General features: G+C 57.8%; 24 protein-coding genes. 15 read left to right on the top strand and 9 right to left on the bottom strand.

What is annotated here, in order from left to right:
* Nucleotides 1-185 precede the first annotated feature (185 nt).
* From wrbA to AB4Z25_RS25055, 6 genes are all read left to right on the top strand, one after another.
* Nucleotides 186-815, top strand: coding sequence for an NAD(P)H:quinone oxidoreductase (gene wrbA, locus AB4Z25_RS25080; RefSeq protein WP_442209869.1), 630 nt, complete (start codon nt 186-188; stop codon nt 813-815).
* A 278-nt stretch (nt 816-1,093) separates the two neighbouring features.
* The gene (locus AB4Z25_RS25075; RefSeq protein WP_442209867.1) at nt 1,094-3,142 is read left to right on the top strand and encodes an ATP-binding protein; all 2,049 of its coding nucleotides are present in this window, start codon (nt 1,094-1,096) and stop codon (nt 3,140-3,142) included.
* A 112-nt stretch (nt 3,143-3,254) separates the two neighbouring features.
* The gene (locus tag AB4Z25_RS25070) at nt 3,255-3,893 is read left to right on the top strand and encodes a response regulator transcription factor (protein ID WP_442209865.1); all 639 of its coding nucleotides are present in this window, start codon (nt 3,255-3,257) and stop codon (nt 3,891-3,893) included.
* 63 nt (nt 3,894-3,956) lie between these two features.
* Nucleotides 3,957-4,328, top strand: a complete 372-nt coding sequence (locus tag AB4Z25_RS25065) for a response regulator transcription factor (protein WP_442209863.1) — start codon at nt 3,957-3,959, stop codon at nt 4,326-4,328.
* Nucleotides 4,329-4,602: 274 nt separating this feature from the next.
* Nucleotides 4,603-5,241, top strand: coding sequence for an FMN-dependent NADH-azoreductase (locus AB4Z25_RS25060; protein WP_442209861.1), 639 nt, complete (start codon nt 4,603-4,605; stop codon nt 5,239-5,241).
* A complete protein-coding gene (locus AB4Z25_RS25055; RefSeq protein ID WP_442210007.1) occupies nt 5,232-6,467 on the top strand; it encodes an adenylate/guanylate cyclase domain-containing protein in 1,236 nt (411 codons plus the stop codon). Before AB4Z25_RS25060 ends, AB4Z25_RS25055 begins: the two co-directional genes overlap by 10 nt.
* 110 nt (nt 6,468-6,577) lie before the next feature.
* Here the strand turns inward: AB4Z25_RS25055 and pdxR are convergent, their stop codons facing one another.
* Nucleotides 6,578-7,933 carry a MocR-like pyridoxine biosynthesis transcription factor PdxR gene (gene pdxR, locus AB4Z25_RS25050; protein WP_442209860.1) on the bottom strand — a complete coding sequence of 452 codons (1,356 nt, stop codon included), beginning with the start codon at nt 7,931-7,933 and terminating at the stop codon, nt 6,578-6,580.
* A 134-nt stretch (nt 7,934-8,067) separates the two neighbouring features.
* Here pdxR and AB4Z25_RS25045 point away from each other — a divergent pair, with 134 nt between their 5' ends.
* From AB4Z25_RS25045 to AB4Z25_RS25025, 5 genes are all read left to right on the top strand, one after another.
* Nucleotides 8,068-8,487: a cupin domain-containing protein gene (locus AB4Z25_RS25045; RefSeq protein ID WP_442209859.1), complete on the top strand. Its 420-nt coding sequence runs from the start codon at nt 8,068-8,070 to the stop codon at nt 8,485-8,487.
* 96 nt (nt 8,488-8,583) lie between these two features.
* A complete protein-coding gene (locus tag AB4Z25_RS25040; protein ID WP_442209857.1) occupies nt 8,584-9,297 on the top strand; it encodes a winged helix-turn-helix domain-containing protein in 714 nt (237 codons plus the stop codon).
* A gap of 376 nt (nt 9,298-9,673) precedes the next feature.
* Entirely contained in the window at nt 9,674-10,030 is a 357-nt protein-coding gene (locus AB4Z25_RS25035) for an SPW repeat protein (RefSeq protein ID WP_442209856.1), read from the top strand.
* A 479-nt stretch (nt 10,031-10,509) separates the two neighbouring features.
* Nucleotides 10,510-10,770: a hypothetical protein gene (locus AB4Z25_RS25030; protein WP_442209854.1), complete on the top strand. Its 261-nt coding sequence runs from the start codon at nt 10,510-10,512 to the stop codon at nt 10,768-10,770.
* Nucleotides 10,771-10,919: 149 nt separating this feature from the next.
* Nucleotides 10,920-11,891, top strand: a complete 972-nt coding sequence (locus AB4Z25_RS25025) for an alpha/beta fold hydrolase (RefSeq protein ID WP_442209852.1) — start codon at nt 10,920-10,922, stop codon at nt 11,889-11,891.
* Nucleotides 11,892-12,133: 242 nt separating this feature from the next.
* Here the strand turns inward: AB4Z25_RS25025 and AB4Z25_RS25020 are convergent, their stop codons facing one another.
* Both AB4Z25_RS25020 and AB4Z25_RS25015 read right to left on the bottom strand, forming a co-directional pair.
* Entirely contained in the window at nt 12,134-12,922 is a 789-nt protein-coding gene (locus tag AB4Z25_RS25020; protein ID WP_442209850.1) for a hypothetical protein, read from the bottom strand.
* Nucleotides 12,923-13,192: 270 nt separating this feature from the next.
* Entirely contained in the window at nt 13,193-13,954 is a 762-nt protein-coding gene (locus AB4Z25_RS25015) for an SDR family oxidoreductase (RefSeq protein WP_442209848.1), read from the bottom strand.
* Between the two features lie 273 nt (nt 13,955-14,227).
* Here AB4Z25_RS25015 and AB4Z25_RS25010 point away from each other — a divergent pair, with 273 nt between their 5' ends.
* Complete coding sequence (locus AB4Z25_RS25010; protein ID WP_442209847.1) at nt 14,228-14,479, top strand: hypothetical protein; 252 nt, start codon at nt 14,228-14,230, stop codon at nt 14,477-14,479.
* Nucleotides 14,480-14,491: 12 nt separating this feature from the next.
* Here the strand turns inward: AB4Z25_RS25010 and AB4Z25_RS25005 are convergent, their stop codons facing one another.
* On the bottom strand, nt 14,492-15,133 hold the full coding sequence (locus tag AB4Z25_RS25005; RefSeq protein WP_442209845.1) for a response regulator transcription factor: 642 nt from the start codon (nt 15,131-15,133) through the stop codon (nt 14,492-14,494).
* Nucleotides 15,134-15,492: 359 nt separating this feature from the next.
* Between AB4Z25_RS25005 and AB4Z25_RS25000 the strand changes: the two genes are divergently transcribed.
* On the top strand, nt 15,493-16,239 hold the full coding sequence (locus AB4Z25_RS25000) for an SDR family oxidoreductase (protein WP_442209842.1): 747 nt from the start codon (nt 15,493-15,495) through the stop codon (nt 16,237-16,239).
* A gap of 58 nt (nt 16,240-16,297) precedes the next feature.
* Here the strand turns inward: AB4Z25_RS25000 and AB4Z25_RS24995 are convergent, their stop codons facing one another.
* The 4 genes from AB4Z25_RS24995 to AB4Z25_RS24980 form a co-directional block, all read right to left on the bottom strand.
* Nucleotides 16,298-16,843, bottom strand: a complete 546-nt coding sequence (locus AB4Z25_RS24995) for a hypothetical protein (protein ID WP_442209840.1) — start codon at nt 16,841-16,843, stop codon at nt 16,298-16,300.
* Between the two features lie 72 nt (nt 16,844-16,915).
* Nucleotides 16,916-17,281 carry a response regulator transcription factor gene (locus tag AB4Z25_RS24990; protein ID WP_442209839.1) on the bottom strand — a complete coding sequence of 122 codons (366 nt, stop codon included), beginning with the start codon at nt 17,279-17,281 and terminating at the stop codon, nt 16,916-16,918.
* Nucleotides 17,282-17,339: 58 nt separating this feature from the next.
* Entirely contained in the window at nt 17,340-17,981 is a 642-nt protein-coding gene (locus AB4Z25_RS24985) for a response regulator transcription factor (protein ID WP_442210005.1), read from the bottom strand.
* Between the two features lie 169 nt (nt 17,982-18,150).
* Nucleotides 18,151-18,933: an alpha/beta fold hydrolase gene (locus tag AB4Z25_RS24980; RefSeq protein WP_442209837.1), complete on the bottom strand. Its 783-nt coding sequence runs from the start codon at nt 18,931-18,933 to the stop codon at nt 18,151-18,153.
* A gap of 342 nt (nt 18,934-19,275) precedes the next feature.
* Here AB4Z25_RS24980 and AB4Z25_RS24975 point away from each other — a divergent pair, with 342 nt between their 5' ends.
* Nucleotides 19,276-19,857, top strand: a complete 582-nt coding sequence (locus AB4Z25_RS24975; RefSeq protein WP_442209835.1) for a glutathione binding-like protein — start codon at nt 19,276-19,278, stop codon at nt 19,855-19,857.
* Nucleotides 19,858-19,942: 85 nt separating this feature from the next.
* Here AB4Z25_RS24975 and AB4Z25_RS24970 read toward each other — a convergent pair whose 3' ends face one another.
* Entirely contained in the window at nt 19,943-20,689 is a 747-nt protein-coding gene (locus tag AB4Z25_RS24970; RefSeq protein ID WP_442209833.1) for an SDR family oxidoreductase, read from the bottom strand.
* Between the two features lie 281 nt (nt 20,690-20,970).
* On the opposite strand from AB4Z25_RS24970, the gene AB4Z25_RS24965 reads away from it, so the two are divergent.
* Nucleotides 20,971-21,597 (top strand): response regulator transcription factor, encoded by a 627-nt coding sequence (locus AB4Z25_RS24965; protein ID WP_442209832.1) that lies wholly within the window; start codon nt 20,971-20,973, stop codon nt 21,595-21,597.
* Nucleotides 21,598-21,624 lie beyond the last annotated feature (27 nt).

The raw sequence follows: 21,624 nt of genomic DNA, 5'->3' as shown, positions 1-21,624 counted from the left end.
CTGCGCCAAGTTCCGCCTCGCGGGCGCGGCAGGAAAACGATTGCCTGCACAGCGACCGCGAAGATCGTCCAAATCCTTGAACGCACGTTCCATCCCAGTCCGGCTTCTGATGAGTGATCCCGTCGTCCATTTTGCCGCCGAAGCTGGCGCACATGCCCCAGCGCAAACTCTCGCTGGAGGCAGAGATGACGAAACCCAAGGTTCTTATCGCATTCTATTCGCGTAACGGCTCGACCGACATTCTGGCGAACGCGATCGCAGAAGGTGCAATTCAGGACGGCGCCGAAGTGCGGCTTCGGCGCGCTCGCGAACTGGTTGGCGAAGATGTGATGTCGCAGGTTCCCGGCTGGCGTGAGAACGCCACTGCGATGAACGCCAAGTACGAAGCGCCGACAGAAGCAGACGCTGAATGGGCGGACGCGATCGTCTTCGGCACCCCTACTCGCTTCGGGTCCATTTCTTCCGAGCTCAAGGCGTATATCGACGGCCTGGGCGGCATCTGGTTCCAAGGCAAGCTCAACGGCAAGGTTGGCTCGGTTTTCGGATCGACGTCGTCCAAGCACGGCGGAAACGAGTCCACCCTGCTTTCGATCTACACGCCGATGGCGCATCTGGGCCTCATCATCGTTCCGCTCGGCTATGCGGATCCGGCGATGTTCAAGGCCGGAACTCCCTACGGCGCCACGCATGTTTCCGCTCTCGACAGCCTGAAGCCGGACGAGGATCACCTGGCGGTGGCCCGCTTCCAGGGCCGTCGTGTCAGCTCGGTCGCACGCGGTCTGCTGAACACAAAGATCATCGGCGCGGCAAGCTGATCGTGGATGGGAGCGCGCGAACCACGCGCTCCCTCGTTGCCGGAGACTCCCATGGCATTTCCAGAGCGCAGCGTCGCGATATGGCGCAAACAGGTTCTCACAGCTGCCGTGGCAATCTGGCGCTCGATGGCCCGGCTCGGAGAAGCCCACTGCGTCCATACCGGGCATCTGGCGGACCATCGTCCGGTGACCGGAGGGACCGAGACCGGACTTCCGTCCCATCGCAATTTGCATGAACGTTGAAACATCCGCCCGCTGAACGGGGATCGAAGAGACCCATGAACCCGACCCCGAAAATCGAACCGCATTCATCGTGTGACAAGATCGACTTGTTGTCGGCACAGATTGCCGACGCTGCCAACGAGAGCGTGATCATCTACGACGCGGAAGGACGGATCATTCACTGGAATTTTGCTTCGCAGCGCCTGTATGGGCGCAGCAACGCGGAGGTGACCGGAAAGCGCCACGAGGAGATCTTCGGTGCAGACTCCATCGGCCCGGACTGGGAAGAGTTGCGCGCTGGCGGCTCATGGCAGGGAATCGCGCAGCGGACGGGATTCGGCAACGCTCCCATCCTCGCAGACATTCGCGTGCGGTCATTGCGTGATCAAGAGGGTCACATCAGCCGCTTCGTCGAACACGGCGCGCCAGCCGACGCCAGAAATGTCGAGGGGCATGCTCCAGGTATCCAAAAGGACTGGATCGCCGTCTGGAGCATCGATGCATCCGGTGCTGCGGACATCCTGGAACACATTGAACGAATTCGAGACCAGGGTCTTTCCCACCTGACAGCAGCCGACCCTGCGGTGATCGCCGAACACCTTCGGATCAGCGACCTGAACGTGGCAGCCGCGAGACTGTTCGCAGGCGGCGTACCCGCGAGCGGACTGGTAGGAAAGAGCGCATACCGATACTGGCCCCAGAAGCATCGTGCGAAGCTTCTCGATCTGACGATCAGGGTACTCCAGGCACCGGAAGGTTCGAAGCCCTACGTGACTGCCGCAGTCGGCGACGATGTCCTCTCGGTCTGGCGCGGTACGCCGGACCATCCTCATTTGATCTCCGTGAGTGTCACTGGATCATGGAACGACCCCGATACCTACTGGGACCTCGCCGCAAGCGAACAACGCTATCGCAATCTGATCAATAACGTGCCAATTCCGGTTTGGCAGGTCGACGCACGCGTTATGAGCGACGTGATCCAGCGATTGAAGTCGTCAGGCGTCAAGAATATCGATGACCACGTGAAGGCACAGCCGGATCTCATAAGATTCGCGAGCGAGGCTGTTGTCGTCACGGACGTAAACGACAGCGCCATGCGGCTGTTCAAGGGCACGTCTCGCGATGACTTTCTCAAAAACGTTTCGTACCTGTTCTCCGGCACACCCGAAGCCGCGACACGCGTTGTCGTGGCCCACTTCAATGGTGGTCGGAACTACAGCGAGGAAATGAAGATCCGGACCTTCGACGGCGAGCTGCGTGACGTCCTGTTCTATGTCACCTTTCCCCAGACGCCCGAGAAGCTGGACAAGACACTGATTATGATGATCGATGTCACCGAGCAGCGCCGGATTGAGCGGCAGCTTCGAAAGATCGAGGCTGACTTCGCACATGCGGCGCGCATTTCCGCACTCGGGGAGCTTGTGACCTCGATCGCACACGAGGTCAGGCAGCCGCTGTCGGTTATCGTGACGGACGCTGACACTGGCCTTAGATGGCTGGGACGCGACGAGCCGAACCTTCCGAAGGTGAAGGCGATCATCTCGCGCATCATGGAGAATGCACACCGGGCAAACGAGGTCATCCGCCGGATCAAGGACATGGCGGTAAAAACCGATCCGGTACGGTCTGCTGTCGATGTAAACGATCTCGTTCGCGAGGCGGTGCTATTCGTGCATTCGGAAAGCCAGACGCACGACATCTCCATAACGACGCGCCTGGCGGGAGGACTACCAGCGATCTTCGGAGACCGGGTACAGCTTCAGCAGGTGGTCGTGAACCTCCTTATCAACAGCATCCAGGCAATATCCACGCGGCAGCGATCGAACAGACTGATTTCGATAGACACCTGCTTCGCACCGAGTACAGAGGTCACGTTTTCGGTCCGGGACACCGGCGGCGGGATCCCCGAGCAGGACCTTGAACTGATCTTTGACGGATTCTTCTCGAGCAAGCCGGATGGAATGGGCATTGGATTAGCAATATGCCGATCCATAATCACCGATCACGGCGGCACCATAACTGCCCGCAACGACGGAGTTCATGGAGCCATCTTTGCTGTGCAGCTACCGATTTCGACAAGCGTCGAAGGCACGTCGGACAATTAAGTTCCCTTTGAATAGCAGATAGATAGCAAACGTTGGTTTACTTGTCCGACGGGGTGGCTCTGGTAAGATGGTTATCGATGTGATGCCATTTGTTTTGGTTGGAGGACCAGTTATGGCCAACGCGGGGAATACACCCGACTCTTCCAATTCGCCTCGGCAAGTTGTCCATATCGTCGAGGACGACGAACAGTTTCGCCTCTCGCTTCTCGACCTTTTCCAGTCGCTCGGCATCGAGGCTGAAGCGTTCGAGGATGGCGCCCAGTTTTTCGAGCGAGCTTCTCGAGACAACGCGGGCTGTGTTCTGCTCGACGTTCAACTGCCAGGGACTAACGGCATCGACTTCCAGCAAGCCTTGGAGGCGAACGGATTCGACCTACCGGTCGTGTTCATGACAGGACACGGCGACGTGGCGACCAGCGTCAACGCGATGAAGGCCGGCGCCGTGGACTTTCTTGAGAAACCCTTGCGGACATATGAGCTGCTCGACGCAATCAAAGCCGCATTCGACCTTGATGTCGGGCAGCAGAGGCAGCGCGCACACAGACTGACGGTCAGAGCTCGCGCTGCAAGGCTGACGCGAAGGGAAACGCAGGTTCTCGGCCTCGTCGCTCGAGGCCTGATGAATAAGCAGATCGCCTTCGAGCTTGGTATAAGCGAGATCATGGTGAAGCTTCATCGTGGGAGTGTCATGCGGAAGATGCAGGCATCCTCCCTTGCCGAACTCGTCAGGCAGTTCGAGCTCCTCGACTGAGTACAGACCACCTCACAACTGAATAAGCATCGGCCGTCGGCCAGAGACACCATCTGAGGTTAAATGCACCCCTACCCACAAACGACGGTCGCCATTGTAGACGATGATCAGTTCCTGCTGGATTCACTGCATGATTTCTTTGACGCGATGGGCATACCAAGCAGGACGTACAGATCCGCGGATGCCTTCCTCCAATCCGGCGACTCAGATCATGTCCATTGCGTGCTGGCGGATCTGAATATGCCCGGAACCAGTGGCTTGCAGCTGTTGGAGACGCTTGTCAAAGATGGCGGGCCACCTGTCTGCATCATGACCTCCTTTGGCGACACGCGAACGCGAGCTGTTGCGAAGAGCTTTGGCGCGGTTGGTTTTCTCGAGAAGCCGATCAGCTCGTCGGATCTTCTCGCATTCATTTCATCGTCACGACCTAACTGACCGGAGCGGACCACGCACTAAACGCACGTATAGTTTTCAGCCTCCGTCCCCAAGCGTAAATCCCCGAGGCAGTACCATAGGGAGTGCTTTGGTGTGCTTGGTGTAATGAGATTTGTCGGTGTGATTCATCACGTAGCTTCGAAGGTCACGCGGTGGCGAGCGCGTGTGATTGGCACCGACCAGCCGAAACTCGTGAGTACGCCGATATTCGTGCCGGAGGCCTATCCCGAAGGCTTCTTTCACGCAAAGCGAGAGATAACGACTGGCGGCTCCGATGAACGTGCTCCATCTGATTTGTAGTCCTAGGGGGCACGCGTCCCATAGCGCGTCATACTCCCGCCACTTGGTTGAAATGCTTCGAGGTGGAGATAGTCGTTCGCAGGTGGCCGTCAGGTGCCTCAACGCCGTGACCATGCCGCATATAGACCGCCAGTTCTCCCTTTTCTCCAGCACCGGAGAGCCGGGTGAGTCGGACGGCGGTTCACTGGAACTTTCCAATGAGCTGATAGCCGAGATCATCGAAAGCGACGCGATCGTTCTCGCCACGCCGATGCACAACCTCTCGATCCCGTCCGCATTGAAGGCCTGGATCGACCACGTCGTGCGACCGAACATCACCTTCCGCTACAGTCAGCGAAAGACGATCGGCCTTCTCGAGGACAAGCCCGTCTTCGTGGTGTTGTCCAAAGCCGAAGATGTCTGGACGCAGGATCAACCCGATTTCCTGAGGCCTTACCTTCGGACAATGCTTGCATCGATCGGCATCAGGAGCGTCGAGTTTTTCGGGCTTGAGGGACACAAGGGCGCCGGAAGGGGGATCGTAACCGCAGCAGAGGCGACGGAGATCTTCTCGCGCTGTACACCGTCCATTGCACACCAGGCGATCTATTCGCTCTGGTCCCAATATTGGTAACCACGGGAAGTCGACGCAACGTTGGAGACTTGTATCACGTCGCCACGCCAACTTCGGAAGAGGCAGTCATGTCAAGTCAACGGCGAAGTCGCACTGCTCTGTTGAAATGGCTCTCGGAAGGCCTCAGGGAAGAGCAACAGGCTGAACGGATCTTTGTTCAGCTATGCGAGCGGTTGATCGCATGTGGAATAGATCTCAGCCGTTCTACCCTCCATTTTCGTGTCCACCACCCGCAGTGGCTGGGCACCAGAATTGTCTGGGCTCGCGGCCAGGAGGATGCATTCGTGCATACCGTGGCATACGATGTCGAGGCAACTGACGTCTTCCTGCGCAGTCCATTTCGGCTCGTGATCGCAACCGGCAGGGAAGTACGGCAGAAGATTCAGATCTGCGGCCCGCACGTTTTCCCTGTTTACGACGAGCTGCGACAACAGGGACACACTGACTACGCTGCATGGCCGTTGGACCACACGCAAGGAAGACGCCATCTCATCACATTCGCCACGGACAGGAAGGAAGGCTTCAAAGACAGCGACATTGCCCTCATTCGGCAGGTTCTGCCGCTGTTTTCGCTAGTAACCGAGATTCGACTGAAGAACCAACTGGCACGAACCCTCCTGCAGACGTACGTTGGCCCGCATGCCAGCGAGCAAATTCTCGACGGCGCGACGACGCGGGGAAGCGGTGTCACCGTAAGCGCCGCCATCATGATCTGCGATCTCCGCAACTTCACCGAACTTTCCGGCCGCCGACAGCGCGACCATGTCATCGACGTCCTGAATGACTATTTTGACATCGTCGCTGAACCGATCGAGAAATTCGGTGGAGAAATACTGAAGTTCATAGGCGACGGCCTGCTGGCAGTGTTCCCGCTCGATCGGCCAGACGCATGCCAGCGCTTGCTGGGTTCCGTTAAGGAGGCGTATGAGGCGGCAGCAAGCCGCGCGGCATCCGCGTACCCGATCAAATTTGGAACCGGGATCCACGTTGGCGAAGTCATGTACGGGAACATCGGATCGAAGCGAAGACTGGACTTCACAGTCATCGGGCCTGCGGTGAACCTCGCTTCCCGGCTGGAATCCTTGACCAAAGACTTGCGGAGACCGGTATTGGTTTCAGGAGAGTTCGTGGCAGCAGCCGGCTGCGCGGCTCAGACCGAATGCCTTGGATTTCACAGTGTCAAAGGATTCGACGATCCCTTCGAGGTACACGCCCTGAAGGTCTGATGCGTGCGGCAGCGGCGATGCCGGAGGACGCTGGTTCCGACATCGCCGCCCGCCAAGCCGTTCCAAGGAGTGTTGGAACGACGCCATTTTGTAGGTTTCCGTCGAGCCTCTCAACCTAACCCATGGTTTAGGGCGGCAGACAGCGCGGCGCATTTCGCTGAGACATCCCGAGACCGCACGTTCGCAATGCCGAGCAAGAGGCCAGAAGGGCGAGTGCGTCCCTGGTACCATTCGGAAAGCGGAAGAACGCCTAGCCTCGATCTATGCGCCGCGGCAGCGATGGCAACGTCATCTGTTCCCGGAGGTAGAAAGAGCCGCACCGACAAGGCTCCATCGGATGAACACCTTATCGATGGATGGAGTTCCCGTCGAAGCGCTCCGACAAGCATCGCCTTGCGTTCCGCATAGAGCTTCTTCATCCGACGGAGATGGCGATAGAAATGTCCACCGGACATGAACGCTTGAAGTGCCTGCTGCACGACGACCGGTCCCGCAGGTGCGAGATGACTGACGAATCCTTCATAGCGCTCCACGAGGGCAACAGGAACGACGATATACCCGATGCGCAGCCCGGGATTTAGGGTCTTGCTGAAGCTTCCTATGTGGAACACTCGTCCTTGGCCATCTGCCGCGGCGAGAGCCGGCGACGCCTGGCCCGACAGCTGAAGCTCGCCAGCATAGTCGTCCTCTATGATCCAGGCCTGAGTTTCGGCCGCCCACTTCAAGAGCGCAGCACGCCTGGTCGCTGACATCGTCATGCCCAGAGGAGCTTGTTGCCCAGGAGTGACTACCGCCAATTTTACGTCCGGGCGCCAGTGAAAATCGATCCCCTCGCTGTCTACGGGCGCAGGCACAGTTTCAATTCCGGCCTCTAGCAATGCCTGCCGCGTCCGTGGAAAGCCCGGTTCCTCGACGAAGGCTTTCTCGCCGCGCAGGCCCATTGCGTTTAGGATGATCCCCAAGGCACCCGTGAATCCGGATGTGATGAATACCTGCCTCGGCAGGCAATTGAGACCGCGCGCGCTCGCCAGGTATCCGGCGACCTCGTGCCTGAAAGCCAGAAGCCCCCGAGGATCGGGATAGATTTGGGGACGTGTCGCCTCGACCGCTATCGCTTGACGCCAGGCGCTATGCCAGGCCTTCGCGGGGAACTCGTCCTGCGCCGGGACCCCGAGTTGGAAGTACTGCGGTGCGGTTTCGAAGTCATAGAACAATCCCGATGGCGCCCGTCTCTCCTCCCCATGCTGATCTCGCGGAGCTTCTGCAACCTCGGCAACCCATGTCCCAGCGCTACCCCGTGTCTCGACGAGACCCTCGTCTTTCAGAAGATCGTAGGCACGCTTGACCGTGCCGCGCGACACCCCGAGCTGGGCGGCTAGATCCTGCCACGATGAAAGACGGCTCCCCTTCTTCATCGCGCCACTCCTGATAGAGGCACGGATCCCATGGAAGATCTGCTGCGTCATCGAGACAGTGGCCTTGCGGTCCAATTCAAGGATGGGTCGTTCACACATACGGTACAATGCCTTTCCACATTCTTGGGCCTATCGTGCATGGCGCCCATCGAACATGGTCCCCAAAAACCTCTGAAGGATTCAACATGTTCGTTCGCGCAATCGCCGTGCTGGCCACCGCATTTCTTTCTCCACAGCTTGCCCTTGCATCCGATGTGGCGAAGGGGGCCGCGAAGATTTCCGTCGTCTTCGATCAGCCGCTTCCTAACGTACCCGGGAAGAGCATGAAGGGTGTGCTGGTCGAATATGGACCCGGCGGCTCGTCGCCGGCACACACCCATCCCAACTCGGCATTTATCTATGCGACCGTCTTGGAGGGAGCAATCAAAAGCAAGGTGAATGACGGCCCCGAGAAGACTTTTCATGCGGGTGAGAATTTTTCCGAGCTTCCCGGCGATCGCCACGGAGTAAGCGCGAACGCAAGCGCCACGAAACCCGCTCGCCTCCTGGCGGTGTTCGTTGTCGATACCACCGACAACAACCTCGTCACCGATATCAAGCCCTGACGCAGGCGGCAGCACTCCACCAATCTGAACCATGACCGGACCGTGACCATCGCGGTCCGGAAGAATGCGGCGTCGAGAAGTCGACGGAGAAATGTTATGAAGCACGTCCTCGTGCTGGACAGCGATCAAACGATTGTCATGTCAGTTGCGGATTTCCTGGGGCAGCACGCGATACGGACAACGCCAGTAGCGGAAAGCCGCCAACTCAGGCGAATTCTGTCCACCGAGATCGTTGACGCCCTGCTAATCGAGGTAAACTCCCAGGATGGAATCGATGTCGTTCGCAACATGGCATCAATCACCGCAGCCCCAATCCTGATCATAAGCGGAGAACGCACTGCCGAAGACCATAAGGTCGAGGGATTAGAGGCAGGCGCTAGCGACTACATTTGCAGCCCCTTCGGAAAAAAGGAGCTTCTAGCCCGCCTCAACGTCGCGATGAGAGACAGGCCAATCGTAGAGCGGGATCGGCGCTCCTACTCGTTTTCGGGGAGCGAGCTTTTCGTCCAACAGAAGGCGCTGCGGCGCCCCGGGCTGGACGAGGTCAAGCTGACTACTGCGGAGTTCAACCTTCTCACCGCTTTTCTGGGAGCACCGCGGCAAATTTTGTCGCGTGAGCGCCTCCTGGCGGCTAGCCGCATCCATTCCGGGGAGATCTTCGACCGAAGCCTTGACGCGCTGATCCTGAGATTGCGCCGAAAGATCGAGCGAGACCCCGCGAAGCCCAATCTGATCAAAACCGTCAGGGGGTCCGGCTACCTGTTCGACAGCGACGTTTTGTATGATGATCGTCCGCGTCTGAAGCGCTAGAGCATGAGGTGGTGGCAATCTTGCAGTCCGCCTGACATGATCGCAATCTCGCCGCCATCTCAGTGGTCTACTCCATTCACGAAGCTTCCTGCATTCAAAGCTCAAAACGGCGGCACGAGCAACTTCTGGGGAAGTCTCAATCGTCCCGCTGGTATCGACTGTGCAATTGAATGCTCGAAGGCGGGCGATCGTCATCCTGCGCGGCAAAATTTGCCTGAATCTCGCTATCGACGGTCCGTGTGCTTAAAGTGTTCAAGCACCACTAAACATCAGTTCTATTGGTGAAGACGGTGATCCAGGTCAAATAGTGCATGTCATGGTTCGGCAGTTAATCCTCCGAAAGCACGACTTATCTGTTTTGATTAGGAAACCCAAAATGAGCCAAAAGAACCCCAGCAAAGCTCTCGAAGCGACCAATATAACAACCGCGATTTGCTTGGCCTGCGCCGCGTTGATGTTCACCGAGGTACCGGTGGCAGCGTGGAACGCCGTCGTTTGCGGAGCGATGATTTTAACAATTTCCATTAAAGCACTAAATAGCTATGGAGAGCGAGCTGAATGGCTCAACCTGTCTTTGGGTTGCTGGGCCGCGCTTTCTCCGTTTGTACTCGGCTTTAGCTCTTCCATGGCTGCTACTTGGACTCACGTAGTCCTGGGCGCCATTGTCGCGTGCGTTGCTGCAGCTCAGCTAGCTCTCGGAAAGCGTGCCAATAGCGGGGTCGATAACCGCTAGCGTCGGACCGTCCCGCAATTCCACCTGCTTACAGAGCGACATTGTGATTTCAAATCTGTCGCACTGTAAGCGACCTCATCCTCCACTTGGTGCCGCGCGAGCGGCCTGTCTTATGGGTTCCGGGCTACCACAACAGAAGGATCTCGACGATGCCCGTCACGTCCTACACTGGCTACTTGCGTGATCTTAAAAACATCATCGATAAAATTCGTGATCGGCCCTTCGAGTATGAGGCGGCTCTGATTCGTATGGCCATCTGCAAGAATGGCTATGGGTACAAAAGCCGGGACCTTATCAGTTCCGGAAAACTGTATTCCGAACACGATATTGGCCTTCTGACTATCCAGCGTTGGGGTCCTTAGAGGGATCCGATAGGCCGAACCGAGGTTGATGAGTTCTTTCAGCTACCGGAAATCTACGCCTACTCCGACCGCGCCCTCCATAAGAATCCACTATCGACGTGCCATTGGGGTGCGACAGTGGCGATAGTTGAGGTGACGCTAAAGCAAAGGGCGACGGTACCCCGTTGCCAGCGAATGCTGTTTGCGGGATTCGAAGACAAGACGGACGCGGAATTTTTTCTTTCCGTCGATCAGGACTTGATCGTCCATGAAAACAATCCAGGTTCGCAGCTGTTTGAATGGAAGGATGACGATGCTGGAATAGCCTGTCCGATGCTGCTCTCTGCCTCAGTCAATGGAGATTCTAGTGAATTTCCGCAACGCTGGCCGCAGCAATAGAAAGCATATATTGCGAAACCGTGAAAAACAAAACCAATGTATAGCTAAAATGAAAACAAAAATTCATCTATTTTTATTGCGTTCACGTGGGAATTTTCCATCTGAACTTACCTTTACATACTACTACTTGAACAATCAGGAGATTTACAGTGAACGATCGCTCAACAGAGGCCACGCGTCGTGGTGTGATGACGGGTACGCTGACGCTTGCGGCAACGGCGGCGGCGGCGGCAGTCAGTGTGCCCGCGGAAGCCAAGAATAGAGCTACAGCAGAAAATCAAGGCGCCGGAGGCGCATACGTGGTTTCGAAAGATGGCACCCAGATCTTCTACAAGGACTGGGGGCCCCGTGACGGCCAGCCGATCGTTTTCCATCATGGCTGGCCGCTGAGCAGCGACGACTGGGACAATCAGATGCTGTTCTTCCTGGCCAACGGATATCGCGTGATCGCACACGACCGCCGCGGCCATGGACGCTCCGCCCAAGTGAGCGAAGGTCATGACATGGATCATTATGCGGCAGACGTAGCGGCTGTTACGGAGCATCTCGATCTGCGGAACGCGATCCATGTCGGTCATTCCACCGGGGGCGGCGAGGCTGCGCACTACACTGCACGCCATGGCAAGGATCGCGTCGCGAAGCTTGTCCTGATCGGCGCCGTGCCACCCGTCATGGTCAAGACCGCCTCGAATCCTGGCGGTTTGCCGATCGAAGTCTTTGATGGCTTCCGCGCGGCACTCGCCGCAAATCGCTCGCAGTTCTACTACGACGTCGCCAGCGGTCCATTCTTCGGCTTCAATCGCGATGGCGTCAAAGCATCCGACGCGCTTATCAAGAACTGGTGGCGGCAGGGAATGACCGGAGCTGCGAACGCACATTATCTCGGAATCAAGGCGTTCTCCGAAACCGACTTCACCGAAGATCTGAAGAAGATCGAGGTTCCAACGCTCGTCCTCCACGGCGACGACGATCAGGTCGTCCCCGTCGCCGACTCGGCAGTTCTGTCCGCCAAGCTGCTGAAGAATGCGACACTGAAGATCTACAAGGGCCTGCCGCATGGCATGGCCACGACCCACGCTGAGATCATCAACGCCGACATCCTCGCGTTCATCAAATCGTAAACAGGTGAGAGGGCGTCCACAGGGCGCCCTCCACGCAAAGGAGTGCCTGCTCCGGCACAGCCGCGAAGCGCAACCGCCTGATTTCCAAATTGACGCGATGTACCTAAGTCATCGCCTCATATGCGCCCGCAGCAGCTTGGCGAGCTTTTTGATCTTCAGTTCGATGGTGGCAATCTGCCTGCTCGCCACTACCCCGGCTTTCCCCGAGGCCGACGCCTTCTAGGCCTTCGCAGTGGCAAGTTTCACGATGGAGCGACATTGTGCTGCAACTGGCACTCCGGCCGAGGGTCCTTGGGTTTACAGGGCGCCGGGCGCGGAGGTATCGGCTTGGAGAAGTCGTGAGCCTTGAAGCGCACGGTGATGGTGTTTCCGGTGGTTGCCTTCAGCTCGCCGCCCGCTGTCAGGCCCAGGCTGGATAGCCCGACGTTTACCTCCCCGTTGACATCCTTGGCCACCGTGATTCCGATTTGGAAGGTGTTTCCGTCAGACTCCGACTTCTGTATCCTGAGGCAGATATCACTGGCGTCATCGCCGCTCTGGAGCGCGGCGGCCCAGAGGTTGATCATCGACCTGGCCAGCGGAGCCGTATCGAGCATCTTCAAGTCGAATTTGTAGGAATACGGGCTCGGCACCACATCTTCGGAAATGACGAAGCTCTGCGTATCCGTCACCTCGCGCGATGCGCCGACGCTTCCTCCGACCGTTCTGATCCCACCAGATGGAATGGGCGACAAGCTTACGCCAACGCTCTGGCTTCCGACCGACGTGGAAACCAGCTCCATCTTGACCGAGGAGATGTCGAAACCAATCATGCCATTGCCGCAGACCTTCGACCGGGAAGCGGCCACGATCCGCTTGTAGCCATAATCGGACGCTTGATAGGCGGTGTAGATGCTGATTTGACGCTTAACCTCAGCAACGACCTTGTAGATGTCCGACTGCGGTATCGCGTCGAGGCGACCGAACTCCGTCGAGCATCCCGCTGGCAGCAGCAGCATTGCAGCAGTAACAACTGAAAGAAACCACTTCATCACCGTCTCCCCTCAAGATGGGATGTAGATGGACGGCAATATTAAGTTGTGTTTTACTTTACGCAACACAATTCGAAAGGAAGGCGTAAGGACTTGCTGTACGCCCGCGGACAGTGCCCTGCCCGTGATGCTCTCGAGTGTTGAATCAATCAGTGTGGAAGATGGCCGCGACGAGGTCTCTCCCGAGACCAAAGCCGCGACCGTCGGTGTTTCGTTGGGCTCGGATCCGGCCGCAGCCATCAACCAGCCAGGGATTCTGGCCCCAGGATATCAGCGTGCCGGCGGCGGCGTCGCAGTCTTCACCCACTCGGAATATACAGTATTGCCGACGCGAGCGCCGGAACCCGGCATCAACGTTTTGTCACCCAAAAGGGCGCCGAAATATGGAGTCTTGCCGTCAACGACAATTTCGCGGCCGTCACCGATCTGTCGAAGGTATTTCGTGACGGCGTCCGCGATACGGATCGGTTCGGGACCGGCAATCTCCACGATGCCGTTCACGGGCACTCCCAGAACGGCATCTGCAAGAAGGTCAGCGACATCGTCTGAATAGATCGGCTGCATCATCGCCGGAGAGAGGTGTACTTTATCGCCCTGCGCACCGGACTGAGCGATGCCAAACATAAACTCGAAAAACTGCGTCGAGTGAACCAGCGTGTAAGGAATGCCCGCTTCCTTGATAATATTCTCCTGAGCCAGCTTGGCGCGAAAGTAGCCGCTGTCCTGCAGACGTTTAGTGCCGACCACGGACAGGGCGACATGATGCTTCACGCCTGCGATCTTTTCTGCAGCGAGGAGGTTATGACCAGACTTCTGGAAGAACTCCATCACTGCCGCGTCCTCGAACGAAGGCGAGTTGGCAACGTCGACTACGATCTGGGCACCCGAGAGTACGTCGGCCAGTCCTTCACCCGTGACGGTGTTGACGCCCGATGCTGGCGATGCGGCGATGACATCGTGACCCTTCGCTTGGAGACGCTTTACAAGTTTGGACCCGATCAGGCCGGTCCCGCCAATCACAACGATTTTCATTGTTCACTCCTTTGCAAAGGTTAGGGAAGCCGCCTCGAATTCGTGACCAGGACGACCTTCGAGCACCGTAGGCGAATATCGCTCCGGGCATAGATAAACGTAGGTTTGGGGCACAGACGCCCAAACGCCTAGTCGCTTGCTATCCATATGAAAAATCGAGGATCTAAATGCCATGGGCGGTTGCGCTTGCCCGGCCGCAAAGTTCCGGATGGCGCGGCCCGTGGCGATCGTGTACGGCTGCGTCGACAGTACGACGCATGTCCGGGGGCATTGATGACGACACGTTTGGAGAAGATCCGCGCCGCGAAGGCGGCCATAGCTGCGAAAATCGGCGACATTGTCGAAGAGAACTTTGACAGCGCCGGCGCGATCCTTGAGACACCGGGCACCTTCACCGCTCTGCTCGAAGCCTACAAGGCATGCGAGATTGCCGAGCTGAGCGACACCGCCGATGAGCGTGCGAAAGATGCCGCGGACTATCGTGAGGGTGTCCTACGCAATCTGGGGGAACCCGACACTCGGTGATGTACGGTACGGCTAGGCGCTCTTCTGAAGAAGCTCGGCTTTGCGGACGAGATCCGCAAGCGATTTACTCTCCATCTTCCGCATGACGCTCATGCGGTGCAGTTTGACGGTCATCTCGCTGATTCCAAGTTCGTAGGCGACTTGCTTGTTCATCAAACCACTTACGACTTGCCACAGTACATCCTTCTCACGAGGAGTAAGCGTGTCAGCCAGACCACGTATACGGTCACCTTCGGCATCCGTTTTGCGACGCTCCGAATCCAATTGGATCGCGTGATCGACCGCCTCCAGGAGATCCTGATTGACAAACGGCTTAGTGATGAAGTCCGTGGCTCCCGCCTTCATGGCCCTCACGCTGGTGGGGATGTCAGCATATGCGGTAAGGAAAATGATCGGCATCTTGCTGCCGATCGATATGAGTTGCTTCTGCAGGTCGAGCCCGGTGCCTCCAGGCATCCGGAGATCGACTACTACGCAACCTGCGGCGTTCGTGTCTGCAGCCTGCAGGAACTCCATCCCGTTCGGAAACGCAGTCGCCCGCTTCTTCGTCACCATGAACAGATCGAGCAGTGCTCCACGCATCTCCTCGTCATCATCAACCACGTATACGATTGGTTCAGCGGACGATTCCGCTTTGACTTGTACGTTCTGCATGGCTTGCCTCAGCTCAGTCGGAGAAACCGCGGTTGGATCTGAAGGACGACCCCGCCATCGGAACCTTCTTTGTCGGACCCGTACCGGGAGTATTGTGGCCCGGCGGTCTCATTTGATATCAGCACCTTATACCATGGTTTACCCTGCCGGGACCATAAACCTTCGTTTAGGTTTTGGTGTCCAGCGATGCTTAGCGACCGAAGTGCCCGGCAATCCGACATGAAGCGTGGGACTAGCGAGCAAACCCGAAATAGAACCTCTATTTAGGGTCAATCCGGTCAACCCAACCCATCGTTTTATCGACCGCGCGGCCTAAATTCCTAGTATCGCGGGCTTTGGACCTTTCAGGGAAGCACGTGATGAAAATTGTTGTAGTCGGCGCAAGTGGAATGATGGGATCGAAGATCGTCCGCGGCTTGGAACGTGCCGGGCAGGACGTGGTCGAGGTGTCCGGGAAGTCCGGCGTCGATGTCTTGAGTGGCGAGGGTCTCGATGCGGCCTTCGCCGATGCAGAGGTCGTGATCGACGTGACCAACTCGGGGACTTTTGGCGAAGGGGACGCGCTTGCGTTCTTCAAGACGGCAGGCGTCAACCTGCTGGAAGCGGCAAAACAAGCGGGCGTACGCCATTACGTCGTTCTGTCGATTGTCGGCGTCGAGCGGCTCGTGGAGAACGACTATTTCCGTGCGAAGCTCGTACAGGAGAACCTTGTGCGCGCATCGATCGTCCCCCACACCATAATACGCTCCACCCAGTTCTTCGAGTTCTTCGGTGGCATCGTGAATTCGTCGGGGAAAAGCGGATCGGTACGCGTCGCGGATGTCCGCCTGCAGCCTATCTCCGCCGACGAGGCGGCCGCTCTGATTGCAAGACAGGCTGTCGAAGCACCGATCAACTCCATCTTGGAAATCAGCGGCCCGGGGCCGATCGACTTGCTTGAAATCGCGCACGAGCTGCTTACAGCGACAGAAGACGCTCGGCCTGTCACGAGTGATCAGGCTGTAAGCTATTTCGGCGCGTCGATTGCGCGAGAGAGCTTGCTGCCGGCGGCCACAGCAGTTTCCGGCAAGCTGTCGTTCCACGACTGGCTATCCAGAACCGTTTGATCCGTAAAGCGAGCGCAAACGCCGGACGACGTTGAGTGTCCGGCGTCTGTTCATGGGGTCAGATGCTCAGCTGGCTGACCTTTAGCGATGCCGCGGCCGAGCGCGACTGCGCGCAGGCCCAGATCGTTGCAGCGATCCCGAAGATCGCCGGAAGGCTGACTGCGGGAAAGTCCCGCGCCAGGACCGACGCCGAGCAAATGCCGACAGCTACTTCCCAAAAATGAAAGACCGCATGAGCGATGAGCCAGAGGGTCGCGGCTGCCCAGAGTTCGACGCGCCGGTCGATCCGAAAGGCTCCGATCGCAAAGGCGAGCGCGATGAAACCTTGGATGATGCCGATATCACGAATGAAGTGCTGGTTGAAAAAGCCGGTGTCTGTCACTCCAGGGACGAAATAGTACCAGCCTTCCGGGTCATAGAGCATGTGGAGGGAGAGCCATCCGGCGAGAAGGACGTTGAACCATACCATGGCGTGGACGCCGTATTTGAGCGCTTGCATTTCAGTCTCCTGCGGTTGATTAGACTGAAAAACTAGCATCATGAAGTCGTCAGAACTTCCCAAACCAAGGTTTAGGCGACCCACTGCTCCAGGATGAGAGAACATGGCCAAGTTTCTGGTCTACGTGCCGGATGGCGGATGGCACTGTCGATCATCGGGCTGCTGGCGGGCTAGAAATCAGCCGACGCAGCCGCGAATGCACTCGATCAGCTGCATGGTGTCGATAGGCTTTGCCAGAAAGCCCGCCGCGCCCGCCCGCAGTGCGGTTGCGCGCATTCCATTGTCCGCATACGCGGTCATGATCAGCACGGGCGGACAACGATCCTTGCCACCAAGCACCCGAAGTAGCTCGATCCCTGACATCCCACTCATCCTCACGTCAGCGAGAATGCAGTCCACCTCTTTGTGCCCGTTCCGGCCGATGAATTCTTCAGCGGAGGCATAGAGACGGCTTTCCAGCCCCTCCGTCTCCAGAAGATCCTGCAATGACTCCCGGAGATCCTGATCGTCGTCGATTATAGCTATGATGATTGCTGCTGGCATGGACTTAGGTGAACTCTTCCTGTTTGGCCCTTGCTGTCCCGGCCAGCTTGGCTTGAACCTACTGGTATACGTCGAAGGTCTTTGATGCCAAATCCAACTTCTTCACCAAGTCGGCGAGCGATGCGACCTGCATCTTCTTCATCATCCGGCCCCTGTGGATCTTGATCATCATCTCGCTTACACCCAGGTCATGAGCGATATGCTTGTTGAGGCGCCCCATGACGACATGCCTCATTACCTCGCGCTCACGTCCAGTAAGGTTTCGCACAGCCGACATTAAGGCGGCTTTCTCCGAGGCAGCTGCGCGCCTCTCCGCGTTGAGCTGGATGGCCTTGTCTGCGGTGGCGACTACTGTGCCGCTTTCCAAGGGCTTGAGAAGGAAATCGAAAGCGCCAAGCTTCATTGCCTGCACGCTCATTGCGACTGTTGCGCACCCGGTCATGAAGACGATTGGTTGCATGTTGCCGCTATCTGCAAGATGCCTCTGCAAGTCGAGACCGCTCATGCCGGGCATATGGATGTCCAACAGGATGCAGCCAGCGGCATCCAAGTCGGCACGGGTGAGGAAATCGTCGCCGCTTTCGTAGGGCGCCGCTGGAATCGATAGTGAATCAAACATATCCATCAGAGAAACCCTGATGGAGACGTCGTCGTCAACGATCGAAATCGTTGGGCAATCAAGAACATCTTGTCCGTCCATCGGTTGCACGTCTCGCTCCTGGCTGCTTCTTATACGAGTGAGTGCAGGGTTCGCACAATCATAACACTGCCGATATTGGTCCCTACCTATACGAACGTTCTATAAGGCGCCCCTCGACGAGCGCTTCGGGAAGTCCGGAGACCCGACGTGCCGGGCCTCCGGTAAGTTCTCAAAGGCCGGACGCAGCCTGCTCGATGATCCTGGCGACCTCGCCGGGATGCGAAATCATCACGACATGCGACGCACCCGGGATGGCAACCGTCTTCTTCGACTTCGCGCGCTCGGCCATCCATTCGAGCGTCCGCGGAGGTATGTTCTTGTCGGCATCGCCGTAGATGAACCAGGAAGGGATATTCTCCCACGCGGCCCCCGGCGCAGGTTCCGAGAGTGCGGCGTCGGTGATCGGCCGCTGCGCAACTGCCATCAGCTTGGCGGCGGCCGACGGAACATCAGCGGCGAACTGATCGGGGAACTTCGCCCGGTCGATGTAAAGATCCTTTGCACCGCCGGAAAGTTCTACCGGTGCCGCGAGTGTCGGGCCCAAGGTGCTACCCGGATACTTGCCGGAAAGCTCGATGGCGGACTCGCCTTTGGATGGCGCGAATGCAGCTACGAAGACGAGGGCCTTGACGTTCTTCGAGTCGACGCCCGCATCGCTGATAACAGAGCCGCCGTAGGAGTGGCCAACGAGAACGACTGGAGTGTCCAGTCCGCTGACCACGCGCCGGACATAGTCGCCATCGCTCTTTAGGCCACGAAGTGGGTTTGCCACGGCAACAACCTGATAGCCGTCCTTCTCGAGCAGCGCGATGACGCGGTTCCAGCTGGAGGAGTCCGCAAATGCGCCGTGAACCAGAACGATGGTCGGCTTGGCAAATGCCGCCGAACTGGACGTGACGACAGCAGCAGCGGAAATCGCACCCGCGAGTACGAGCTTTATGATCCTATGCATAGGAATTCCCTTGAATGAATTATGGCGTCCGACCCCACCGCTCCGTGACACGATCGCTCTCGGGGCCAGACTGGAGTTCGAAATTCGGACGATCTCGCATCAGGACGGTGAAGCAGTCTGCTTTTGAGGGCACCCTTTGTTCAACCCAACCATTCGTTTGCTGGCGCGCGGGAACCATCGATCCTAATGGCGAAGGCTAGCGAGGCTTCAACCGCTCGCGACGAACACCCGACCCACCAGTCAACCTGAACCCACGTTTGATATCAAGGCAGACCGGATGGACCTAGTGTTCCCAGGCCGTGCGCAGCTTGTCGTCCGACCAGCCGGAACAGGAACATTTCAATGAAGCTCTACTATGCCCCCAAGGCCTGCAGCCTTGCCGATCACATCGCTCTGCAGGAGGTCGGTGCAACATTCGACCTCGTGCGCGTCGACCTCGCAACGAAGCGCACAGCATCCGGTGTGGATTTCATCGACATCAACCCCAAGGGCTGTGTGCCGGTCCTGGAATTCGACGACGGGGAACTGCTCACCGAAAATGTTGCGATCCTTGACTGGATTGCAGCCGAGCATCCGCAACTCGGCGTGCCAGGCGAACGGGGCCGGACCCGCCTGATCGAAGCGCTCACGTTCATTTCGACAGAGTTGCACCACAGCTTTCGGCACCTCCTGGAGGCTCGCAGCCACGAGGAGGCGGACGAAGCCAAGGCCGCTATCCGCAAGCGCTTCCACTATGTTTCCGAGACCTTCAAGGGAGAGTATCTCTTCGACAACCACCCGTCTGTCGCGGATTTCTATCTCTTCGTGATGTTGCTGTGGGCCGAGCGCTTCGCGGTCAACGTCCCGACACGTCTCACGACGTTCAAGGAACGGATCAAGGTGCGTCCGGCGGTGAAAATCGCGTTCGCAGTCGAGGGTATCTGACGCGCCTGCCGTGCAGCGCTCAACTCGACCTGAGAGCTGCGCAAGCGGGACCGGCGTAAGCGTGCCGGTCCCGCTTCGCCGACGGCTATGCCAAAGACATGCCTCCATCCACCATCAGCTCCACACCGTTTACGAACGTGCCCTTTGCTGCGAGGAACAGCGCCGCCTCAGCAAGTTCTTCGGGTCGACCCATTCTTCCCGCAGGAATGAGTGACGCCATGTGAGCCTCGAATCCTGGCAGGTCGGCGTCGCTTACACCAAGCTTGCCGAGAATCTCAGTCTGCACTGGCCCCGGGGTCAGGATGTTCACCCTGATCCGGCGGTCCTTGAACTCGATCGCCCAGTTTCTCGCGAACGCCGCCAGCGCCGCCTTCGATCCCGCATAGACTGTGTGCTGAGGCAGCACCTTCGTTGCAGCCAGGGAGCTGGTGACGATGATGTTCCCGCCATTGCGGATCAGCGGAGCGATTGCCTGCACGCCGAAGAATACACCGCGTGTGTTGACGGCAAAATGCTTGTCGTACTCGGCCTCGGTCACTGTGTCGGAAGTCTCGAGATTGATGATCCCAGCGTTTGCGACATACACGTCGATGCCGCCGAACCACTGGCGGACGTCCGCAGCCAACTTTTGGTGAAAGTCATAGCTCGCTACATCGCCGCAGACGCCGATCGCACCGCTGCCGATCTCTTCCGCGGCTCTATCGAGGACGTCCTGTCTCCGTCCCGTGATGATGACCTGAGCTCCTTCACTCGCGAAGAGCTTGGCCGTAGCCTTGCCGATGCCGCTATTGCCTCCCGTGATGACCGTGACCTTGCCTTCTAGTGATTTCATTTCTTTATCTCCTTTCGAATTCTGGAGACATATGAACGAGAGCGATCCGGCATAACCTCCTGTCGCTGCACATCAGGTTTTCCTGAAACCGCGTAATCGTGATCGCCGGACTTCTCCGACGATGTTCGGCTGCAGGACGAGCGAGCGCGAATACTCCTCGGACGTCCGAACATAAACCTCGGTATAGGTTGCAAGTTTCGCGCCGCAACGTAGACGACTGCGGGTCCTTAAGACGACTCTGAACTACTCCAGCGACCAGGTGAAGAATGCAGTTTCGCGCTATGGCGATCGTCGAAGACGCGAAGTTGACTTTCCGCAGTCGCATGCAGAAGACGACCGAAGAGTCTGCCTTTTCTCACTATCTGGTGTGTCGGTATCCCGGCTGCGGAATCGCTCCACTCGGTGAAAACCTCCTCGCGACGAATTGGCCTTCTCCCCTGCTCCATTCCTATTCTCAGCTGGACATCCGAAGCGATCACCGTTGCTTCGGTGAATTCAAATCCTCGACGAAGACCCTGCGCGGCCTGAAGCTTTTTGATGCGACCATTGCGGACTTTGGCTGGACCGTCGCATTCACCTTGTTCACGGCCGCGAGGCATCAATATGCGTTCGCGATCTCTGGCCCACGTCCGGCGGCCAGCGACCAGGCCATCGGCCTGATGATACTTGAATCGATGGAGCATCTTGCCGCTTTCCAGGCGTCACTCCCAACCTTTCCGGAGATCTCCCAGAGGGAGACGGACTGCCTTTATTGGGCGGCGGCTGGCAAAAGCAGCGAGGACATCGGGGCTATCCTCTCGCTGTCCAGCCACACGGTCAACGACTACCTGAAGTCAGCGATGCGAAAGCTCCAATCGATCAACCGAACCCAGGCTGTCGCTAAGGCAATTAAGCTTGGCGTGATCTAGGATGCGCGAGACGTAGTCGCCCCAGCG

Origin of the sequence: Rhizobium sp. RAF36 (assembly GCF_052114105.1) — a bacterium.
Taxonomy (GTDB): Bacteria; Pseudomonadota; Alphaproteobacteria; order Rhizobiales; family Rhizobiaceae; genus Rhizobium.
The sequence above is the reverse complement of the archived record's forward strand: the minus strand, read 5'-3'. Positions and strand labels throughout refer to the sequence as shown.

Excerpts from the sequence above, each read along its gene's own strand:
- AB4Z25_RS25060 (WP_442209861.1), top strand. The coding sequence starts at position 4,603 with ATGAACGTGCTCCATCTGATTTGTAGTCCTAGGGGGCACGCGTCCCAT.
- AB4Z25_RS24980 (WP_442209837.1), bottom strand. The coding sequence starts at position 18,933 with ATGCATAGGATCATAAAGCTCGTACTCGCGGGTGCGATTTCCGCTGCT.
- AB4Z25_RS25075 (WP_442209867.1), top strand. The coding sequence starts at position 1,094 with ATGAACCCGACCCCGAAAATCGAACCGCATTCATCGTGTGACAAGATC.
- AB4Z25_RS24965 (WP_442209832.1), top strand. The coding sequence starts at position 20,971 with ATGGCGATCGTCGAAGACGCGAAGTTGACTTTCCGCAGTCGCATGCAG.
- wrbA (WP_442209869.1), top strand. The coding sequence starts at position 186 with ATGACGAAACCCAAGGTTCTTATCGCATTCTATTCGCGTAACGGCTCG.
- AB4Z25_RS25065 (WP_442209863.1), top strand. The coding sequence starts at position 3,957 with ATGCACCCCTACCCACAAACGACGGTCGCCATTGTAGACGATGATCAG.
- AB4Z25_RS25070 (WP_442209865.1), top strand. The coding sequence starts at position 3,255 with ATGGCCAACGCGGGGAATACACCCGACTCTTCCAATTCGCCTCGGCAA.
- pdxR (WP_442209860.1), bottom strand. The coding sequence starts at position 7,933 with ATGACGCAGCAGATCTTCCATGGGATCCGTGCCTCTATCAGGAGTGGC.
- AB4Z25_RS25010 (WP_442209847.1), top strand. The coding sequence starts at position 14,228 with ATGACGACACGTTTGGAGAAGATCCGCGCCGCGAAGGCGGCCATAGCT.
- AB4Z25_RS25015 (WP_442209848.1), bottom strand. The coding sequence starts at position 13,954 with ATGAAAATCGTTGTGATTGGCGGGACCGGCCTGATCGGGTCCAAACTT.
- AB4Z25_RS24995 (WP_442209840.1), bottom strand. The coding sequence starts at position 16,843 with ATGTTCTCTCATCCTGGAGCAGTGGGTCGCCTAAACCTTGGTTTGGGA.
- AB4Z25_RS25035 (WP_442209856.1), top strand. The coding sequence starts at position 9,674 with ATGAGCCAAAAGAACCCCAGCAAAGCTCTCGAAGCGACCAATATAACA.
- AB4Z25_RS25045 (WP_442209859.1), top strand. The coding sequence starts at position 8,068 with ATGTTCGTTCGCGCAATCGCCGTGCTGGCCACCGCATTTCTTTCTCCA.
- AB4Z25_RS25000 (WP_442209842.1), top strand. The coding sequence starts at position 15,493 with ATGAAAATTGTTGTAGTCGGCGCAAGTGGAATGATGGGATCGAAGATC.
- AB4Z25_RS24985 (WP_442210005.1), bottom strand. The coding sequence starts at position 17,981 with ATGGACGGACAAGATGTTCTTGATTGCCCAACGATTTCGATCGTTGAC.
- AB4Z25_RS25020 (WP_442209850.1), bottom strand. The coding sequence starts at position 12,922 with ATGAAGTGGTTTCTTTCAGTTGTTACTGCTGCAATGCTGCTGCTGCCA.
- AB4Z25_RS25005 (WP_442209845.1), bottom strand. The coding sequence starts at position 15,133 with ATGCAGAACGTACAAGTCAAAGCGGAATCGTCCGCTGAACCAATCGTA.
- AB4Z25_RS24970 (WP_442209833.1), bottom strand. The coding sequence starts at position 20,689 with ATGAAATCACTAGAAGGCAAGGTCACGGTCATCACGGGAGGCAATAGC.
- AB4Z25_RS24975 (WP_442209835.1), top strand. The coding sequence starts at position 19,276 with ATGAAGCTCTACTATGCCCCCAAGGCCTGCAGCCTTGCCGATCACATC.
- AB4Z25_RS25040 (WP_442209857.1), top strand. The coding sequence starts at position 8,584 with ATGAAGCACGTCCTCGTGCTGGACAGCGATCAAACGATTGTCATGTCA.
- AB4Z25_RS24990 (WP_442209839.1), bottom strand. The coding sequence starts at position 17,281 with ATGCCAGCAGCAATCATCATAGCTATAATCGACGACGATCAGGATCTC.